This window comes from Variovorax sp. J22P240 (assembly GCF_030316855.1).
Taxonomy (GTDB): domain Bacteria; phylum Pseudomonadota; class Gammaproteobacteria; order Burkholderiales; family Burkholderiaceae_C; genus Variovorax.
This window is the reverse complement of sequence record NZ_JASZYR010000014.1, coordinates 104,249-121,841: the sequence shown is the minus strand read 5'-3', so window position 1 is coordinate 121,841 and position 17,593 is coordinate 104,249. Positions and strand designations below refer to the sequence as shown.

Below are 17,593 nucleotides of genomic sequence, written 5' to 3'. Positions count from 1 at the left end.
CGAGCCTATCCACCACATCCTGGAGATTCCCATGAACACCGATGTCACCGTGACTCAGTCCAAGAAAGCGTCAGCCGAGTCGCCAGCTTCGACCCAAGCGACGACCGAGGTCGCCTACCTCAGTGGCAACTTCGCCCCGATGACGCGGGAGACCACCGCCTTCGACCTCCCGGTCCGCGGTCGCATTCCGGAGGAGTTGGATGGCCGCCTCCTGCGCATCGGACCAAGCCCGGTCGGCCCGGTTGATCCGGCTGGCTACCATTGGTTCACGGGGACCGGTCTTGTGCACAGCCTGCGCCTGCGCGGCGGCCGCGCGGAGTGGTATCGCAGTCGCTTCGCACTGAGCGCCGACGCGGCCGCGGCTTTGGGCAAGGCTCCGATTCCGGGCCCGGGTGACGGCCAACGTCCGGTGAACACCAATGTGACGCTCATCGGCGGCCGCGTCCATGCCATCGTGGAAGCCGGTGCGTTGCCGATCGAACTGGACGCCGATCTGGAGAGCGTCGCGCACTCGGACTTCGGTGGCACGCTGGAAGGCGGGTTCACCGCCCATCCGAAGCGTGACCCGATCACGGGAGAACTCGTCGCCATCACCTATGAGCCGGGTCGTCCGTCACTGCGCTATGTGGTGGTCGACGCGGAAGGGCGCGCCCAGACCCGTGCCGAGATCGTTACGCCGCACGAACCGATGGTGCATGACGTGGGCTTCACGCATAACTTCATCGTCGTTCTCGACCTGCCTGTCACCTTTCAGCCCCAATCGGCGCCGACGCATCTCTTTCCCTATTTCTGGAACGATCGGCAGGCACCGCGCGTGGGCCTCCTTCGGCGCGACGGCAATGTCGCCGGCATGATCTGGTTCGACGCGCCGTCCTGCTATGTTTTCCATATCGTGAACGCCTTCGAGGCCGAATCCGGCGACGTGGTGGTGGACGTGGTGCGCCATCCGCGCATGTTCGAACGTGATACGCAGGGACCGAACGAGGGCACGCCTGTCTTGGCGCGGTGGACCCTGGATCGCGCCGGCGGCCGGCTGTCGGAGCGCGTTCTCGACGATCACGGCGGCGAATTTCCGCGCATCGACGATCGACTTGGTGGGCAGGACTATCAATTTGCGTACACGGCCCACTGGTGGGGAGACCAGGTGAGTTCTGGGCCTGTGTACAAGCACGATGTGCGCAGCGGACACACCGAGGTGCACGATTTTGGCCCCGGGCATGCGTCGCTGGAGCCGGTGTTCGTACCGCGCAGCGGGGCAACCGATGAAGACGATGGTTATCTCATGTGCTACGTCTTCAACGCCGAGCGCAATGCCAGCGATGTTGTGATCCTGTCGGCCCGGGACTTCACCGGTCCGCCGTTGGCGGTCGTCGAACTTCCCGTGCGCGTGCCCTTTGGCTTCCACGGCGATTGGATCCCGGACCGCACGTAAGCGGTCGCGCGGCGCGGCTGCTGTGCATTCTTCACGATGTCGGCCGTCGCGCTCGAACGCCATCCAGAAGGAGTTGCATCACGCCATCCACGACTTTGTGAACGGGGAGGGCAGCATTGACCTTCGAGTCGATGATCAGATTCGCCAGGCCGTGGACGGTCGACCAGCATGAGAGCGTGGCAACGCCAAGTGCGACCGCATCGTCGGGCTTCGGCGTGAAGATGCCGGATCTCGCGCCCCTCAGAACAAGGTCCTCAAGAACAGCCTTGGCCTCTGCGCCGATCTCGGAGGCGGCAGGACTTGTCGCTGCGCCATCCGCAAGCGCGGGGCCGAACATCAATCGATACAACGCCGGGTTCTCCGCGGCGAATGCAATGTAGGCCTGCGCGGCGGCGGTCAGTGCCTTGTCCGCTTTCTTGAGCCTCGAGACGGCATCAAGCATGCAATCGCGCAGTCTCGCGAACCCGACTTCCGCGACCGCAATCAGCAGATCGCGCTTCTCCGCGAAATGACTGTGCGGCGCGGCGTGGGAGACACCTGCGCGGCGTGCGAGCTCCCGAAGCGAAAAGCTCCAGTCCTGCTCTTCAGTGACGATCGACAGCGCCGAGTCGATCAGGGCGCGGCGCAAGTCTCCGTGGTGGTAGGCGCGGGTGTCGGGGGAATCCTTCTTCATGGGGTCGATGGTAGCGCCGAAAGGCCGTAGATATAGGCATCGACAAGATTGAGAGATCCGTACCTGGTCAGCGATCACCGTGCCGACGATTTTCGTTGCCGGACCGCTGGCACGGCGTGCATCTTGGCGATGCCAATAGCCTTGTGAATTCGGATTGAGACTGTCTGCTGTCCTTCGAATTTGGCTGCCGATGACAGCGGTCGCCGAGACCAGACATTGGCACTTTTCTTGACGAACGGCCGGTCTACTCTGGAACTTGACCGTCGCCGATGTCGCCAGTTCGGATCGCGGGCGGCAACGGACGACGACGACGAAGTCGCGCGTGAGCGACTGCTTCTGAATGTCGCGAAATGGCGGTCAGTGGCTCTGCGAGATGTGATGGCCGAACGTTCCGCAGCGTGCTCGAGCAGGTGTGCTCAGACATGAGCAAACGCCATCTGCGCGACAGCAACCTGCCGCATGGTGTGGACGGATTGCTGGGCTTCGCGCGCCCGAGCAGTTTCAGCCACTGGTCTCCCAGCCAGTTCGGCTGCTGTGCCTCGCAGCGGAACACGCAGGCCGCCGCCGCGGAGGATCATGGAGATGGCGGGGTGTCCTGAGCCGGGCAGGACAGGCCGAGTACTTCAAAACGCAGGGCACGCGACATGCCCTCGATGAGGAGTCATGCGGCCTTGCGCAGGAATCCCTGGTTGGCCCCGTTGCGATTGGGCGCGAAGCCATTCGCCAGAAGCGATTCCTCCGCCGTGTCGTAGAAGACACCGATCTTCGAGATTTCGCGCGCCTGTTGGGCGGTCGCGATGGGGCGACCGAACTGGCGCGAGATCTGCACCAGTTGCTCGATCTGTGCCACGGTGCCGATCTTGGCCGTGCGCGTCTGGTTCCAAAGCACGTCCTCGGTACCGCAGCGCACGTGCAGGCCCATGGCGATACCCATCATGTTCACGGGCAGCACGTTGCGGACTGAACTTTCCACCGTGAGCACCGCGCCATCGGGAACGGCACGCAGGAAGTTGGCGAGGTTGTAGATGTTCGGTGCGTCCATGCCACCGCTGATCGCCACCCAGTTCATCACCAGCGGGCCCTTGTAGACGCCGCGGCGCATCAGTCGCTCGACCGACTCGAAGCTGTTGATGTTGTAGCACTGGAAGGCGCTCTGGATGCCGGCGGCCGTGAGGCGGCGGATGTGTTCCTCCACCCAGCCGGGCTGGGCCGGCACCGTCATCTCCTTGTAGGCCTCGAAGATGGCGGGGATTTCCCGCGAAGTGCCCTTGAAGTCTGCCAGTTCGGCGTGCTCCGTGACGTTCATCTGCGAGGTGTTGACGGTCACGGTCACCTGGTCCGGCTTCGGATCGAGTTCGGCCAGCATGTGGCGCGTGTCGTCGGACAGCCACTTGGCCGCCGCGCCTTCGGACTCTGGCGCGAAGCTGATCGAGCCGCCCACCTGGATGATCATCTCGGGCACGCGCGCACGCACGCCGGCGATGAGTTCGTTGAACTTGGACAGGCGCTTGCTGCCCCTGCCATCGAGTTCGCGAACATGAAGGTGCAAAACCGTTGCGCCGGCGTTGTAGCAATCCACCGCCTTCTGGATCTGAGCCTCCATCGTGACAGGGATTTCTTCCGGGAAGTCGGACGGAAGCCAGCCCGGCGCATAAGGAGCGGCCGTGATGATCAGCGGCTGCTGGTTTTCGGGAAACAGGTGGCCATCTAGGAAGTTCATGTCGTTTCGTCTCGGGTTGCAATGCGGATGTCGGAAGGATGCCGGCTCGGGTCAGTTCGCCTGAATGCCGAACTTCTTGACGATGGCGGCGTTGCGTTCGGACAGCGCCCTGGTCTCGCCGAGCAGCGCCGGCGTGTCGACGCTCAGTTCGGGTTCGAGGCCCACGTCCATCAGCTTTTGCTGCACGGCGGGTGCCTGCGCTGCCTTTTCGATGGTTGCGTGAAGCTTCGCCAGCACGTCGGCCGGCAGCTTGCTGGAGCCTATGAAACCGACCCATCCCTGGAACTGCAGTTCCGGATAGCCGAGCTCGGCGGTGGTTGGCACATCAGGGAGGAATCTGGAGCGGCGTTTGCCGGAGAAGGCGTAGGGGCGCAGCTTGCCGCCTTTGATCAGCGGCATGGAGGTCACCATGCCGTCGAACATGATGTCGACCTGGCCGCCGAGCAGGTCCTGGAGCGCGAGCGGCGATCCGGGATAGCCCACGTGCTGCATGTCCAGCCCGGCCCGATCGCTGAGGATCAGTCCCGCGTACTGCGACACGGTGCCCGGGCTGTAGCTGGCGAAGCTGGCCTTGCCTTGGCGCGTCTTCAATTGCGCGACCAGACCCTGGAAGTCCTTGGCGGGGTAGCCTGACGTGGTCACGAGCACGACGCCCGACCTGGCTACCGACGCGATCGGGACCACGTCCTTGAGCGGGTCGAAGGGCATCTTCATCACCTGCGGCGTCTCGGCCAGCACGTTGCTTGCCGCCACCACGATCGTGGTGCCGTCCGGCGCGGCCTGCAGCATGGCCTGGAGGCCGATCGAGCCGCCTGCTCCGGGGCGGTTCTCAACGATCACCGGTCGACCGATGTCGACAGCCATCTGCTGCCCGAGCACGCGGGCGACGATGTCCATCGTTCCGCCCGGGGGCGCCGGGACGATGAGCCGCACCGGCCGATCGCCCAAGGCCCAGGCGCCGAGCGCCAGCGAGCATCCGACCAGCGCCATGGAGGCGCGTGCAAGTTGCAGAAGTTTCATATTTCAAGCCACCAGTTCGCTGTCCGGCTTGCGCAGGAACCCCTGGTTGCCCCCGTTGCGATTGGGCGCGAAGCCATTGGCCTGAAGCGTCTCTTCCGTCGTCTCGTAGAAGACCCCGATCTTCATGATCTCTCGTGCCTGTTTCGCTGTCGCGATGGGACGGCCAAATTCGCCAGAGATACGAACCAACTGCTTGATCTGCTCAACGGAGCTCATCTTTCCCGTGCGGGTCTGGTTCCAAAGCACATCCTCGATGCCGCACCGCACATGCAGGCCCAAGGCAATGCCGATCATGTTCACGGGCAGCACGTTCAGTACCGAACTCTCCACCGTGATCACCGCGCCGTCGGGTGCAGCACGCAGGAAGTTGGCGAGGTTGTAGATGTTCGCCTGATCCATGCCGCCGCTGATGGCCACCCAGTTCATCACCAGTGGGCCCTTGTAGACGCCGCGGCGAATCATCCGCTCGATCGTCTCGAAGCTGTTGATGTTGTAGCACTGAAACTCACTCTGGATTCCGGCGGCTGTCAGGCGACGGATGTGCTCCTCGGCCCAGCTGGGATTCGAGGGAACGATCATGTCCTTGTAGGTTGCATAGAGGTGCGGGAAGCCGCGCGAAACTCCCTTGAAGTCATCTATACCTGCATGCTCCGTCACATTCATCTGCGTCGTGTTGACGGTGACAGTCACCTGGTCGGGCTTCGGAGTGAGTTCGGCCAGCATGTGCCGCGTGTCATCGCTCAACCACTTGGCGGCCGAGCCATCATCTTCCGGCGCGAAGCTGATGGAGCCTCCCACCTGGATGATCATTTCCGGCACGCGGGCGCGCACGCCGGCGATCAGCTCATTGAACATGGACAGGCGCTTGCTACCCTTGCCATTGGCTTCACGCACATGCAGATGCAGCACGGTGGCACCGGCTTCGTAGCAGTCCACAGCCTTCTGGATCTGCTCCTCCATCGTGACTGGGATGTCTTCCGGAAAGTCCGAGGGGATCCAACCCGGCGCATAGGGCGCGGCCGTGATGATCAGGGGCTGCTGGTTCTCAGGGTACAGGTGGCCGTCGAGGAAGTTCATGGGGATGGGTCTCCGAGTTGAAATGTGACGTCGGGAATATTGAACGAGGATGACAAGACTTCGGGTACTCAGTACGGCACGTCGCCCACGATGCCGGCGCGCTCCATCTTGCGAGGTGCGGGCCAGTAGTCGTTGACCGCGTAGTGCTGCGTGCTGCGGTTGTCCCAGACGGCCACGTCCCCGGGCTGCCAGGACCAGCGCACCTGGTACTCGGGAATGGTGGCCCGGCTCGTCAGGTAGTTCAGCAGCAGTGATGCGCCGGGCAGCTTGTCGATGCCGTGGCGGATGTTCTCCGGCGTGTTGTAGTTGACGAAGTGCGTGGTGAAGCCACCTACGTACAGGATCTTCTCGCCGGTTTCGGGATGCGTGCGCACGACGGGATGTTCGACCGGCGGGTTGTCCCGGTCCAGCTTCCTGCGCGCTTCCTCCGGCATGACGGCGCCGAAAGAAGGCTCGATGCTGGCCTTGGCGCGAAGCTTCAGGATCTTCTGCTTGATCTCCTCCGGCAGTTCCTCGTACGCCTGAACCATGTTGACCCAGATGGTGTCGCCGCCGATCTCCGGGCATTCGATGCAGCGCAGGACGGCACCCATGGCAGGGCTCTGGCGCCACAGCCCGTCGGAGTGATAGGAGTTCTCGTAGCTGTGCCTGGAGTCGCTGCGATAGATGAGCACCAGGCCGGGGTGCTTGGGATCACTGTTGACCACGGGGTGGTCTTCCAGCTTGCCGAAGCAACTTGCGAAGGCCACGTGGTCGGCGCGCGTGATGTCCTGGTTGCGAAAGAAAAGCACTTTGTGCTTGAGCAGCGCGGATCTGACCTGTGCGAAGAGTTCGGGGTTGCGCGCTGCTTCGCCGAGATGGACGTCGCTGACTTCGGCGCCAATGGCCGGCGTGACTTGCTTGATCTTCATGTCTTGCTCTCTGGAGGAATGGCGGCGCTGGGTCAGTTCGCCTGGATGTTGAACTTCTTGACGATGGCGGCGTTGCGCTGGGACAGCAACTTGTTCTCGGCCAGCAGCGCAGCCGTATCGATGCTCACATCGGGCTCCACGCCCACGTCGATCAGCTTCTGTTGCACCGCGGGCGCATCGGCGGCCCTCTTGATGAGAGCCTGGAGCTTCGCCAGGACGTCGGCCGGCAGCTTGCTGGAGCCGTAGAAGCAGACCTGTCCCTGGAACTGGATGTCCCGGTAGCCGAGCTCGGTCATGGTCGGCACGTCGGGGAAGTACCTGGACCGGTTCTTCCCGGAGACCGCATAGGGACGCAGCATGCCGCTCTTGATCAGGGGCAACGAAGTCACCACGCCGTCGAACATGATGTCGACCTGGCCGCCGATCAGGTCCTGAAGCGCGGGCGGCGATCCGGCGTAGCCGACGTGCTGCATGTCCAGGTCAGCCTGGCTGCTGAGAATCAGTCCCGAGTATTGCGACACCGTCCCCATGCCGTAGCTGGCGAAGCTGGATTTGCCCTTGCGCGTTTTCAACTGCGCGACAAGGCCCTGGAAGTCCTTGGCCGGGTAGCTGGCACCGGTCACGAGGACGTAGCTCGAGGACGCCACCCTGGCGATGGTGACGATGTCCTTCAGTGGGTCGTACGGTACCTTCATCACCTGCGGCGCTTCCACCAGCAGGTTGCTCGCGCCCAGCAGGATCGTGTTGCCGTCCGGGGCCGCCTGCAGCATGGCGCTGAGCCCGATCGAGCCCGTTGCGCCGGGGCGGTTCTCGACGATCACCGGTCGGCCGGTGTCCGCGGAAATCTGTTGCCCGACGACGCGTGCGGCGGTGTCCATCGTTCCGCCCGCCGGTGCCGGAACGATGACCCTCAGGGGCTTGTCGCCTGATGCGGCCCAGACGTTGAGCGCCAGCGAACATGTGATCAACGCCATCGCAGGGCGAGCAAACTGATGCAGTTTCATTTCCAGTCTCCATTTCCTGTTCGTTTCGGACAGACCTGTCAGCGGGTCCAGTATCTGGCGCACCGGCAACCGGCACTTGCTTATCGGGGACATGGATTTGTCGAATTGGGGCATAACGGACGGCGAGCTTCCAGTCCTGTATCCGACCCTCAAGAATTGCATCTCCACATGCATTCACAGACAAGGACACGAACCATGACCAAAGCCATCCGCCTTCATGAAACCGGAGGCGCAGACGTCCTCAGATTCGAAAACGTCGAGGTCGGCGAACCGGGCGCAGGCGAGGCCCGCGTGCGCCACAGCTTCATCGCCGTCAATTTCGCCGACGTCTACTTTCGCACCGGCCTCTATCCCATGGCTCTGCCCAACGGCCTCGGTACCGATGCGGTGGGCGTGGTCGAAGCCCTTGGGCCCGGCGTGACGGATATCCGCGTGGGCGACAGGGTGGGCTACCTGGTCGGACCACCGGGCGCCTACGCGCAAGCGCGCGTGATGCCTGCCGAGGTGCTGATTCCCCTGCCCGACGGCATCACGGATCGCACTGCCGCGTCGCTCATCATGAAGGGCATGACCACGCAATATCTGTTTCGCCAGGTCTATCCGCTGAAGGGAGGCGAGACCATCCTGTACCACGCGGCGGCGGGCGGCGTCGGACTGATCGCCTGCCAGTGGGCGCGCGCCATGGGCGTGACCATGATCGGCACCGTCAGCACCGACGAAAAGGCCGCCATCGCGAAGGCCAACGGCTGCGCGCACACCATCGTGACCTCGCGCGAGAACATCGCCGAGCGTGTGAAGGAGATCACCGGAGGGAAGGGCGTTCCCGTCGTCTACGACTCGGTAGGCAAGGACACGCTGGAAGCTTCGCTCGACTGCCTGCAGCCTCGCGGAACGCTGGTAAGCAATGGCACTTCGTCGGGCCCGGTGATCCTGAACACCAGGCTGCTGGCGACCAAGGGTTCCATCTGGCTCACCCGGCCGGCGATGAGGCATTACATCGAGCCGCGTGCGCACATGCTCGACATGGCGCGGGAGCTGTTCGACCATGTGCTCGCCGGGCACATCGTCAGCGAGCCGAAGCAAAGCTTCGCCCTGGCCGACGCGGCAGAAGCGCACCGCGCGCTCGAAGGACGCAAGACGATCGGCTCCACCGTCCTCGTTCCCTGAGCGACGTTCGGGCGCGAGGTCGGTACCATAATGGCGCTCCAGCACCGACCCATGAGACACATTGCACGACTCATGCGTAGCGCCAGCTTGAGCGGTTACGTCGAGTTGGTGAAGTCGCTCGGTCGCGACCCGCATACCTTCATGCGAACCGTGGGGCTGCAGCCGAAGGTCCTCGAGGATCCCGAGACGCTGATCCCGAGAGATGCCGTGCGCGAATTGCTGGAGATCACCGCGCGTGCCACGCGGACTGAAGATCTTGCGCTGCGTCTTGCGGCCCAGCGCAAACTCTCCGCCCTCGGGCCCATCAGCCTCGTGCTGAGGGAGGAGGCCACGCCGAGGGACGCCCTCGACACGCTGTGCCGCTACCTGAAGCTGGTCAATGCCTCACTCACCATCCATGTCGAAGACACCGACAGTGTGGTGGTTATCCGGGAAGACCTGATGCCAAGCCCCGGGCTGCCGATGCGACAGTCGGTGGAACTCGCCGTGGGCACCGTGTTTCGCATGTTGAGCGATTTGATCGGCCCGCATTGGCGACCGCTCGAAGTCTGCTTCACGCATCGCCCACCCAGTGACGTCTCCACCCATCGCGCTTTCTTCGGACGGCGCGTCAAGTTCAACCAGGAATTCAATGGCCTGGTCTGTCTTGCGATCGACCTGTCCAAGCCGCGCGAGCCGGGAGACCAGGTGGCGGCGGGCTACGCGCGCAAATATCTGGAAGCGGCCCTCAGGGATCGCAGTGAAAGCGTGCATGACAGCTGTCGCCAGCTCATCCTCGCGCTGCTGCCTGGTGGCGCCTGCAGCGCACAGGAGGTTGCTCGGCACCTGCGCGTCGATCGCCGCACGCTGCACCGCCGGCTCGCTGCGGAGGGTCTCACCTTCAGTAGCTTGCTCGATCAGGTGCGCTCGGACCTGGTCAAACGTCATCTGCGCGAGAGCGACCTGCCGCTGAGCGAGGTGGCCGAGCTACTGGGCTTCGCAACGCCTAGCAGCTTCAGTCATTGGTTCCAGGGTCAGTTCGGCTGCAGCGCCTCGCAATGGATCAAGCAAGCGACGGACATGGCAGCAGCAAAAGAGTACGTGACGTCCTGATCGATCGGCGCTTTTCGGCCCGCGGCGTCTTGCCTGCATCGATCCAGAGCTGTCTCAGATCGGCAAGTTCGCGTCCCAAAAGAGCAAGCTGCATGGGTCGCGTCGCCAGATACTGGATCCAGGAAATCAGGCGCTGCCATCGCCTGATTCATTCCAATTGAATCAAGACATCGAACGGAGACATCTGCCATGGCAGCACCCCAAAGCAAGGTCATCGTGACGTGTGCGGTGACCGGAGCGATCCACACGCCGACCATGTCGCCCCACCTGCCAATCACCGCGCACGAGATCGCCTGCGAGGCGGTTGCGGCCGCGGAAGCAGGCGCGGCCATCGTCCATCTGCATGCGCGCAACCCCGAGAACGGCCAGCCCTCGCAGGACCCGGCACTGTTCCGGGCCTTTCTTCCGGCCATCGCGCAGCACTCGGACGTGGTGATCAATCTCACGACAGGCGGCGCTCCGAACATGCTGGTGGAGGAGCGCCTGCAGCCTGCATTGCAGCTCAAGCCCGAGGTGGCGTCGCTGAACATGGGATCGATGAACTTCGGCCTCTATCCCATGCTGGGCCGGCACAAGGAATTCAAGTACGAGTGGGAACGGCCCTACCTCGAAGGCTCGGAGGACCGGGTGTTCCGCAATACCTTCAAGGAGATCCGCTACATCCTCGAATCCTGCGCCGAGAGTGGCACCCGGTTCGAGATCGAGTGCTACGACACCAGCCACCTTTACACGGCGGCGCATTTCATCGACCGCGGCATCCTCAAGCCGCCATTCTTCATTCAGTCCGTCTTCGGACTGCTGGGCGGAATCGGCACACACCCCGACGACGTCATGCACATGCGCAGGACTGCCGAGCGCCTGTTCGGCCAGGACTACTACTGGTCGGTCCTCGGAGCCGGCCGCAGCCAGGTCCCGCTGGCCTCCATGGCGGCTTCGCTGGGAGGGAACGTTCGCGTGGGGCTCGAGGACTCGCTGTGGGATGGGCCGGGGCGGCTCGCGAGGAGCAACGCCCAGCAAGTGCAGCGCATCGTCTCGATGCTGAAATCGATGAACCTGGAAGTTGCAACCCCTGCGCAAGCGCGCGAGATGCTGCAACTCAAAGGCAAACACGCGGTGGCGTTCTGATCCATGACTGAAACTGTTGTTCTTGTGACCGGCGCCACGGCCGGGATTGGCCGCGCGACCGCTCGCGCATTCGCGCTCGAAGGCGCCCGGTTGATGTGTTCCGGCCGCAATGCCACGGCCGGAGCCGCGCTCGTTGCCGAACTCCGCGAACTGGGCGCCCAGGCGGAGTTCGTGGCTGCCGACGTCAGCCGTGAGGAGGATGTGCGCCAACTCGTCGAACGCACCGTGGCGAGCTATGGCCGGCTCGATGTCGCCGTGAACAGTGCAGGGACCGAGGGAACGCCCGGGTCGATCGTCGACCAGACCGTCGAATCCTATTCGGCGACCTTCGACGCGAATGTTCTGGGGACCTTTCTCAGCATGAAGCACGAGCTGCGCGTGATGCTCTGGCAGAAGCAGGGCGTCGTGGTCAACCTTTCCTCCACGATGGGAAGCCGCGGTAACGCACAGAACCCGATGTACGTGGCGAGCAAGCACGCGATCGAGGGCCTGACCAAGTCAGCGGCATTGGAGGCAGGCCGGTCGAACGTGCGAGTCAACGCGGTGGCTCCTGGTCCCATCGATACCGGGATGCTGGAACGCATCGCGGGAGGGGTCGAAAAGATCGCGGCGGTCGCCGCAACGATTCCCGCCGGCCGCATCGGCACCCCGGAGGAGGTCGCCGATGCCATCGTCTTCCTGGCGTCCGATCGTTCCAGGTACATCTCGGGACAGATCCTCGCAGTCAATGGCGGCAAGACCGCCATGTTGGTCGGGGCGAGAGCCGCCCGTGCGTCAGTCATCTTTCAATAACGAAGAGAGCCCATGAGAAAACCCCTGATCGCCTTGACCGTACTCGTCGCCGGTGGCGCTGCGGCCCAGTCCTCCATCACGATGTTCGGCGTCGTCGACGCCACAGTCAGCGGCTATTCGAACAAGGCCGAGACTCCGTTCGGCATCGGCGTCACGACCAGCAGCACCGTACAGAACAGCGGAGGTTACGCTAGCAGCCGCCTGGGCTTCCGCGGCACGGAGGATCTCGGTGGCGGTGCGGCTGCCAGCTTTTGGCTCGAAGCCGGAATACTCAACGACACCGGCGCCGGCTTCGCGCCTGGCGGGGGTCTTGCCTTCAACCGTCGATCGACTGTCAGCCTGTCAGGGGTCCTGGGCGAAATCCGCCTCGGCAGGGACTACACGCCCACGTTCTGGAACGACGCCATCGCCGATCCGTTCACCTCCAACGGCGTGGGCATCAACCTGATCGCCACCGCGAGCGGCTTCAACACGCCCGGACAAGCGGCCAACGGGTTCCAGGCCAACCCCAACTACATTCGTGCCTCCAACTCGGTGGGCTACTTCCTGCCACCGAATCTGGGAGGTTTCTACGGCCAAGTCATGTACGCCTTCAACGAGGCGAACAAGGTCGACCCGGGCGTTTTGACACCGAACACACCGAACAGCCAGCGAGCCGGACGCTACGCAGGCGGCCGCTTCGGCTACACGAAGGGCCCCTTGGATGTCGCAGTGGCACTCGGCCGAAGCACGGTTGGAGACCAGTTTTTCCTGGGCACGACGACCAACCTCGACATCTGGAACGTCGCCGCCACGTACGACTTCGGCGTCATCAAGCTGTTCGGCGAGTACTCGAACAACAAGCTGAAGACGGACTTCTCCGGCATCCCGCCGGTCGCGAACGCTTTTGGTTTCACGAACCCGGGAGCCAACGGCGCGCTGATCGGCCTGAACGCACCGATCGGACCCGGGTTGATTCGTGCCGTCTATACCCAGGTGAAGTACAACAACATCACTGCTATAAATCAGATCGCTCCTGGCCTGGCTCCGGACCCGAAGTCCGAGAAGTTCGCCCTCGGCTACGTTTACAACCTGTCGAAGCGTACGGCTGTCTACGCGACGGCTGCACGGATCGACAACAAGAATGGTGCCGACCTGACCGTTGGCGGGCCCGCCTACTTCACGAAGGCAATCAACGGCGCAGTGCCGACGCCACAGTCTTCGACTGGCTACGACGTCGGCATTCGACACGTCTTCTGATTGAACCCTTCGCCCAATTGCAAGCGCATCACAATGACCGCATTGACCTTGACTGGTTGGCCCACGCTCGGACGCCAATTGTTCCCAGGCGTCCTCGCCAGTGCCGTCGTGGCTGCAGCGGCCACGTTTCTGGCGCAGCACTATGGTGCGCCTGTCATGCTCTTCGCGCTGCTCCTCGGCATGGCAATGAACTTCCTGTCCACCGACGGCCCCTGCACCGCCGGCATCGAGTGGACAGCACGCCAGGTACTGCGCCTGGGCGTGGCGCTGCTGGGCTTGCGCATCACCACGGGCCAGATCGCCGCCATGGGCTGGCATCCGGTGTTGATGGTGATGGCGTCGGTAGCGCTCACCATCAGCCTGGGTATCGCGTTGGCCAGGCTGATGGGGTATCGAAGCTTCTTCGGCTTGCTCACGGGCGGCGCAGTCGCGATCTGCGGAGCGTCGGCAGCCATGGCGCTTTCTGCGGCCATGCCGAACCATCCCATGCGGGAGCGCGCCACGCTGTTCACCGTGATCAGCGTCAGCGCGCTGTCGACGTTGGCGATGATCATCTATCCGATGATCGTGCGCGCGCTGGGCCTCGATCCGGTACAGGCCGGCATCTTCCTCGGCGGCACCATCCATGACGTGGCGCAGGTCGTCGGTGCCGGCTATGGCATATCGATCGCCACCGGTGATGCCGCCACCTTTGTGAAGCTGCTGCGCGTCGCGATGCTCCTGCCTGTGATTGCGTTCGCGGGATTCCTGACGCGAGCCGATCAAGGCAAGGCCGCCGATGGCAAGCGTCCGCCGCTATTGCCCCTGTTCGCGATTGCCTTTGCGGCACTGGTCGCGATCAACAGCACGAGTTGGGTGCCCAAGGCTGTCACTCAAGCGGGTGTCGATCTTTCGCAATGGTGCCTGGTGGCCGCAATCGCCGCGATCGGCATGAAGACCCAGCTGAAAGAACTTGCAACGGTGGGATGGAGGCCAATCGCTCTGATGGTCGGCGAGACAATATTCCTCGCCGGGTTCGTGGTAGCGTGGCTGCACTGGGGCGGCGCGGCACTCGGCTGAGCAATTCAGGCCTGGGCCCACTCTGAGTGAGGCGGTTCGCATCTCACACCTCAACGTCAAGCATGCATGCATCCTGTTTGTGGCCGCATTCAAGCCCGCTCTCGATCGGATCGCGAATGGGCCGGAGGGTCGGGGGTCCATGAAAATGTCCGCCGTCTCCTTGCGCGCCAGTCGGATCGTCGAGTGCAACTACTGGATGTCCGCAACCTCGTCGAACCGGTCGTAGCGTTCGGCTCGACGACCGACTACTCATGGCCGGGACTGCCTGTTCACCAAACTCGCTTATAGCGGTCGTTGGCCAACCGGGCGATCACGCCGAAGGTCAGCTGTCAGGCACGGCCGCGAACTGGCGCCATTTGCAGTCCTTCACCAGGGTCTGCGATCGGGCGGCCCTTGCCTCGTCGACCTCCTGCCGCGTGGTGCCCGATACTACGGCGTCAATGTGCCAATTTCGGCCCAATCCGGCACCACCCCCCAGCGGCCCTCGACGTGTTGCCCGGGCTCCAACTTCAAGAGGCCGATCTCTGAACGAAGAGCATTCGGCGGGCACGTCATTGGCTCGATCGCAATGGCGCGGCGTCGACGCGACACATTCTCGATTGTGTCGCCCGTGTACACCATGAGGTATCGGAACGACGAATCGGCCCAGAGGCTGACACGTCGGCCCTTGTCGGGCCGCGCCACGGATGCACGCGCGAGGCCGTCGGCCCCTCGCACGAGGTCCGTGTAGCCAGTATCCAGCCGCACCGAGCCGACCGACCTCGGCTCGGTGAAATCCCGGTCCGATCCGGCGACCGGCTCGTGTCCGACCGGAAGCCCGCGGTCGTCCATCACCAGGCATCGGTTCGCCGGGACCTGCAGCACCGCGTCGTCGATGGCGGCGCCCACCGTCAGGTAGGGATGGAAACCGATCCCGAAGGGCGCGGGGACGTTCGAGGCATTTCGCGCCCGGAAGGAGACCGTCAGGCCTGTCACATCGAGCCGATACCGGACTTCCAGGTCGAGCCGCCACGGATACCCCGGCTGCGGATGGAGCGCGCAGGTCAACGCAACCTCATCGGCTGACTTCGATGCAGTCTTCCACGGGAGCCATCGCACCAGCCCATGGATCGCGTTCTGCAACTCGGGCTCGTCGAGCGCCGCTTGGCCGGCCCGATCTTCGAACCGGTACTGCCCGCGGTCGAGGCGGTTCGGCCAGGGAGCCAGCACCTGACCGCGGCCGCTGGGCGACCACTCCTCCACCCCGAATCCATCGATGATGTCCGCGTCTTCCACCGAGTAGTGGCGCAGCGTCGCGCCCACTTCGGTCACGATGGCGCGCTGCGAGCCGTGACGGATCTCGTATTGCGCACCCGAGAGTGGCGAGACCGCGTTGACCGAGCTCATCGATCCCGGGCGGGGGACCCCCGCGCATTGGCAGCTTCCGAGAGAGCCATGGCGCTGGCGATGAACGTCAGGTGAGTGAACGCCTGAGGGAAGTTGCCGATCAGTCGCTGGTGCGCTTGGTCGTATTCCTCGGCGAAGAGTCCGAGATCGTTTCGGAGCGAGAGCAGCCGGTCGAAAAGCGCCTGGGCCTCCTCGAGTCGCCCGAGCATGGCCAAGTCGTTGACGAGCCAGAAGCTGCAGGCGAGGAACGCGCCTTCGCCCGGGGGCAATCCGTCGGCCGCGTCCTTGTCCGGGATGTACCGCATCACGAACCCGTCATGCACAAGCTCACGTTGGATCGCCTCGACCGTGCCGGCCACGCGCGGATCGGTCGCCGGCAGAAATCCAACCTGCGGGATCAGCAGTAGCGCCGCATCGAGCTGCGTGGATCCGTAGTACTGGGTGAACGTGTTCCTCTCGGCGTCGAAGCCGTTGCGGCACACCTCCTCGTGGATGTCGTCCCGCATCCGTAGCAGTTCGTCCATCGCGCCCTTGTAGCCCGACCCTTGCAACATCTTCACGACGCGATCGGCGGCGACCCAGGCCATCACCTTCGAGTGGACGAACTGACGTCGGGGCCCCCGAACCTCCCAAATGCCATCGTCGGGTTCGCGCCAATGGCGCTCAAGCCACAGAACGAAGCTTTGGGTGGGATCCAGCGCTGCGGCGACGGCAGTCATGCCGAGCCGCCGCGCGCGACAGATCGCATCGGCCAACTCGCCATAGACGTCCAGCTGCAGTTGCCCCGAGGCAGCGTTTCCGACCCGCACAGGGGCGGACCCCTCGTAGCCTGCCAGCCAGCCGAGTTCGTACTCGTCGAGGCGGCGCTCTCCTGCGATTCCGTACATGATCTGCAGGTCTTCGGGGTCGCCCGCAACGGCACGGATCACCCAGTCGCGCCATTGCGTCGCTTCCTCGACATAGCCAGCAGACATGAGCGCGTCCAGCGCGAGCGCTGCGTCTCGGATCCAACAGTACCGGTAGTCCCAGTTGCGCACACCGCCGAGAAACTCGGGCAGCGACGTGGTGGGCGCGGCCACCAGCCCGCCAGTGGGTGCGTAGGTGAGCGCCTTGAGCGTGATGAGGGAGCGTTCGACCTCATCCTTCCACGCACCTTTGTACGTCGAACGACCCGACCAGGCGCGCCACCAGGCCTCAGTCTCGGCCACGGCATCGAGCGCATCGATCGGTGGCGGCGCGTCTTCCCAGGAGAGGTACCCTGTGAGAACAAAGCAAACGCGCTCGCCCGCGTTCACCGAGAAGTCGGCTTCGAGACAACGGTCCTGCGACGTGATCGGTACGTCGGCCCGCAACTCCACCGCCTCGGGTCCCGCGCCGGCACTCACCGCCTGATCCTTGGCGAGGATCCACGGGGCGGTCTTGCCGTAATCGAACCGCGGGTTGAGCCGAACGGACATCGGTACGGTGCCGCGCACGCCCTCGACGATCCGCACGATCCGTGGGTTCGACGCGCGCAAGGCCATGCAGTCGATGAGCCGAACCACGCCGTCGGCCGTCTCGAACTCGGTTTCGAGAACGAGCGTCGATGGCCGATACCGTCGCGTCGCGGCGACGGCGTCTCCGGTCGGAGCGATGCGCCATCGACCGTTTTCCTCGGTGCCGAGCAGGTTCGCGAAACATGCGGAAGAGTCGAAGCGCGGCAGGCACATCCAGTCGATCGACCCATCGATCCCGACCAATGCTGCAGTGTGCATGTCGCCGATGAGTCCGTAGTCCTCGATGCGAAGAGCCATTCGACCTCCCGTGGGGCAGTCGGCGCCGAGGCGGATTCAGACTTGAAACTGCGGTGGCGTTACTGGGTCCGTCTAGCCGGGTGAGCAGCGAGCTGGAGCTGGT

The 17,593-nt window shown here is 63.9% G+C and carries 16 protein-coding genes; 8 read left to right on the top strand and 8 right to left on the bottom strand.

The window, feature by feature from the left end; translation table 11 throughout:
- Window positions 1-31 precede the first annotated feature (31 nt).
- A complete protein-coding gene (locus tag QTI24_RS25340) occupies window positions 32-1,432 on the top strand; it encodes a carotenoid oxygenase family protein (RefSeq protein WP_286604146.1) in 1,401 nt (466 codons plus the stop codon).
- Window positions 1,433-1,463: 31 nt separating this feature from the next.
- Here the strand turns inward: QTI24_RS25340 and QTI24_RS25335 are convergent, their stop codons facing one another.
- Window positions 1,464-2,183: a TetR/AcrR family transcriptional regulator gene (locus QTI24_RS25335; protein ID WP_286604145.1), complete on the bottom strand. Its 720-nt coding sequence runs from the start codon at window positions 2,181-2,183 to the stop codon at window positions 1,464-1,466.
- Window positions 2,184-2,527: 344 nt separating this feature from the next.
- On the opposite strand from QTI24_RS25335, the gene QTI24_RS25330 reads away from it, so the two are divergent.
- Complete coding sequence (locus QTI24_RS25330; RefSeq protein WP_286604144.1) at window positions 2,528-2,704, top strand: hypothetical protein; 177 nt, start codon at window positions 2,528-2,530, stop codon at window positions 2,702-2,704.
- Window positions 2,705-2,766: 62 nt separating this feature from the next.
- Here QTI24_RS25330 and QTI24_RS25325 read toward each other — a convergent pair whose 3' ends face one another.
- From QTI24_RS25325 to QTI24_RS25305, 5 genes are all read right to left on the bottom strand, one after another.
- Window positions 2,767-3,825: a beta-keto acid cleavage family enzyme gene (locus QTI24_RS25325; RefSeq protein WP_286604143.1), complete on the bottom strand. Its 1,059-nt coding sequence runs from the start codon at window positions 3,823-3,825 to the stop codon at window positions 2,767-2,769.
- A gap of 51 nt (window positions 3,826-3,876) precedes the next feature.
- On the bottom strand, window positions 3,877-4,845 hold the full coding sequence (locus tag QTI24_RS25320; RefSeq protein WP_286604141.1) for a Bug family tripartite tricarboxylate transporter substrate binding protein: 969 nt from the start codon (window positions 4,843-4,845) through the stop codon (window positions 3,877-3,879).
- Window positions 4,846-4,848: 3 nt separating this feature from the next.
- Window positions 4,849-5,922: a beta-keto acid cleavage family enzyme gene (locus QTI24_RS25315; RefSeq protein ID WP_286604140.1), complete on the bottom strand. Its 1,074-nt coding sequence runs from the start codon at window positions 5,920-5,922 to the stop codon at window positions 4,849-4,851.
- Between the two features lie 68 nt (window positions 5,923-5,990).
- Window positions 5,991-6,833 carry a TauD/TfdA dioxygenase family protein gene (locus QTI24_RS25310; protein ID WP_286604139.1) on the bottom strand — a complete coding sequence of 281 codons (843 nt, stop codon included), beginning with the start codon at window positions 6,831-6,833 and terminating at the stop codon, window positions 5,991-5,993.
- A gap of 32 nt (window positions 6,834-6,865) precedes the next feature.
- Complete coding sequence (locus tag QTI24_RS25305) at window positions 6,866-7,837, bottom strand: tripartite tricarboxylate transporter substrate binding protein (protein WP_286604138.1); 972 nt, start codon at window positions 7,835-7,837, stop codon at window positions 6,866-6,868.
- Window positions 7,838-8,032: 195 nt separating this feature from the next.
- Between QTI24_RS25305 and QTI24_RS25300 the strand changes: the two genes are divergently transcribed.
- The 6 genes from QTI24_RS25300 to QTI24_RS25275 all read left to right on the top strand — a co-directional run bounded on the left by QTI24_RS25300 (window position 8,033) and on the right by QTI24_RS25275 (window position 14,311).
- Window positions 8,033-9,004, top strand: a complete 972-nt coding sequence (locus QTI24_RS25300; RefSeq protein ID WP_286604136.1) for a quinone oxidoreductase family protein — start codon at window positions 8,033-8,035, stop codon at window positions 9,002-9,004.
- 51 nt (window positions 9,005-9,055) lie between these two features.
- Window positions 9,056-10,096, top strand: a complete 1,041-nt coding sequence (locus QTI24_RS25295) for an AraC family transcriptional regulator (RefSeq protein WP_286604175.1) — start codon at window positions 9,056-9,058, stop codon at window positions 10,094-10,096.
- A 189-nt stretch (window positions 10,097-10,285) separates the two neighbouring features.
- Window positions 10,286-11,221, top strand: a complete 936-nt coding sequence (kce, locus tag QTI24_RS25290) for a 3,5-dioxohexanoate:acetyl-CoA acetone transferase (RefSeq protein WP_286604135.1) — start codon at window positions 10,286-10,288, stop codon at window positions 11,219-11,221.
- A gap of 3 nt (window positions 11,222-11,224) precedes the next feature.
- The gene (locus QTI24_RS25285) at window positions 11,225-12,013 is read left to right on the top strand and encodes an SDR family NAD(P)-dependent oxidoreductase (RefSeq protein ID WP_286604133.1); all 789 of its coding nucleotides are present in this window, start codon (window positions 11,225-11,227) and stop codon (window positions 12,011-12,013) included.
- Window positions 12,014-12,025: 12 nt separating this feature from the next.
- Entirely contained in the window at window positions 12,026-13,252 is a 1,227-nt protein-coding gene (locus tag QTI24_RS25280; RefSeq protein ID WP_286604131.1) for a porin, read from the top strand.
- 33 nt (window positions 13,253-13,285) lie between these two features.
- On the top strand, window positions 13,286-14,311 hold the full coding sequence (locus QTI24_RS25275) for a YeiH family protein (RefSeq protein ID WP_286604130.1): 1,026 nt from the start codon (window positions 13,286-13,288) through the stop codon (window positions 14,309-14,311).
- Between the two features lie 429 nt (window positions 14,312-14,740).
- On the opposite strand, the gene QTI24_RS25270 is transcribed toward QTI24_RS25275, so the two are convergent.
- Window positions 14,741-15,697: an aldose 1-epimerase family protein gene (locus tag QTI24_RS25270; protein WP_286604129.1), complete on the bottom strand. Its 957-nt coding sequence runs from the start codon at window positions 15,695-15,697 to the stop codon at window positions 14,741-14,743.
- Window positions 15,694-17,490 (bottom strand): glycoside hydrolase family 15 protein, encoded by a 1,797-nt coding sequence (locus QTI24_RS25265; protein WP_286604127.1) that lies wholly within the window; start codon window positions 17,488-17,490, stop codon window positions 15,694-15,696. The genes QTI24_RS25270 and QTI24_RS25265 overlap by 4 nt, the downstream gene beginning before the upstream one ends.
- Between the last annotated feature and the right edge of the window lie 103 nt (window positions 17,491-17,593).

Coding starts and splice junctions, on each gene's coding strand:
- QTI24_RS25285 (WP_286604133.1), top strand. CDS start 11,225: ATGACTGAAACTGTTGTTCTTGTGACCGGCGCCACGGCCGGGATTGGC.
- QTI24_RS25330 (WP_286604144.1), top strand. CDS start 2,528: ATGAGCAAACGCCATCTGCGCGACAGCAACCTGCCGCATGGTGTGGAC.
- QTI24_RS25315 (WP_286604140.1), bottom strand. CDS start 5,922: ATGAACTTCCTCGACGGCCACCTGTACCCTGAGAACCAGCAGCCCCTG.
- QTI24_RS25280 (WP_286604131.1), top strand. CDS start 12,026: ATGAGAAAACCCCTGATCGCCTTGACCGTACTCGTCGCCGGTGGCGCT.
- QTI24_RS25305 (WP_286604138.1), bottom strand. CDS start 7,837: ATGAAACTGCATCAGTTTGCTCGCCCTGCGATGGCGTTGATCACATGT.
- kce (WP_286604135.1), top strand. CDS start 10,286: ATGGCAGCACCCCAAAGCAAGGTCATCGTGACGTGTGCGGTGACCGGA.
- QTI24_RS25270 (WP_286604129.1), bottom strand. CDS start 15,697: ATGAGCTCGGTCAACGCGGTCTCGCCACTCTCGGGTGCGCAATACGAG.
- QTI24_RS25265 (WP_286604127.1), bottom strand. CDS start 17,490: ATGGCTCTTCGCATCGAGGACTACGGACTCATCGGCGACATGCACACT.
- QTI24_RS25275 (WP_286604130.1), top strand. CDS start 13,286: ATGACCGCATTGACCTTGACTGGTTGGCCCACGCTCGGACGCCAATTG.
- QTI24_RS25300 (WP_286604136.1), top strand. CDS start 8,033: ATGACCAAAGCCATCCGCCTTCATGAAACCGGAGGCGCAGACGTCCTC.
- QTI24_RS25320 (WP_286604141.1), bottom strand. CDS start 4,845: ATGAAACTTCTGCAACTTGCACGCGCCTCCATGGCGCTGGTCGGATGC.
- QTI24_RS25325 (WP_286604143.1), bottom strand. CDS start 3,825: ATGAACTTCCTAGATGGCCACCTGTTTCCCGAAAACCAGCAGCCGCTG.
- QTI24_RS25340 (WP_286604146.1), top strand. CDS start 32: ATGAACACCGATGTCACCGTGACTCAGTCCAAGAAAGCGTCAGCCGAG.
- QTI24_RS25310 (WP_286604139.1), bottom strand. CDS start 6,833: ATGAAGATCAAGCAAGTCACGCCGGCCATTGGCGCCGAAGTCAGCGAC.
- QTI24_RS25295 (WP_286604175.1), top strand. CDS start 9,056: ATGAGACACATTGCACGACTCATGCGTAGCGCCAGCTTGAGCGGTTAC.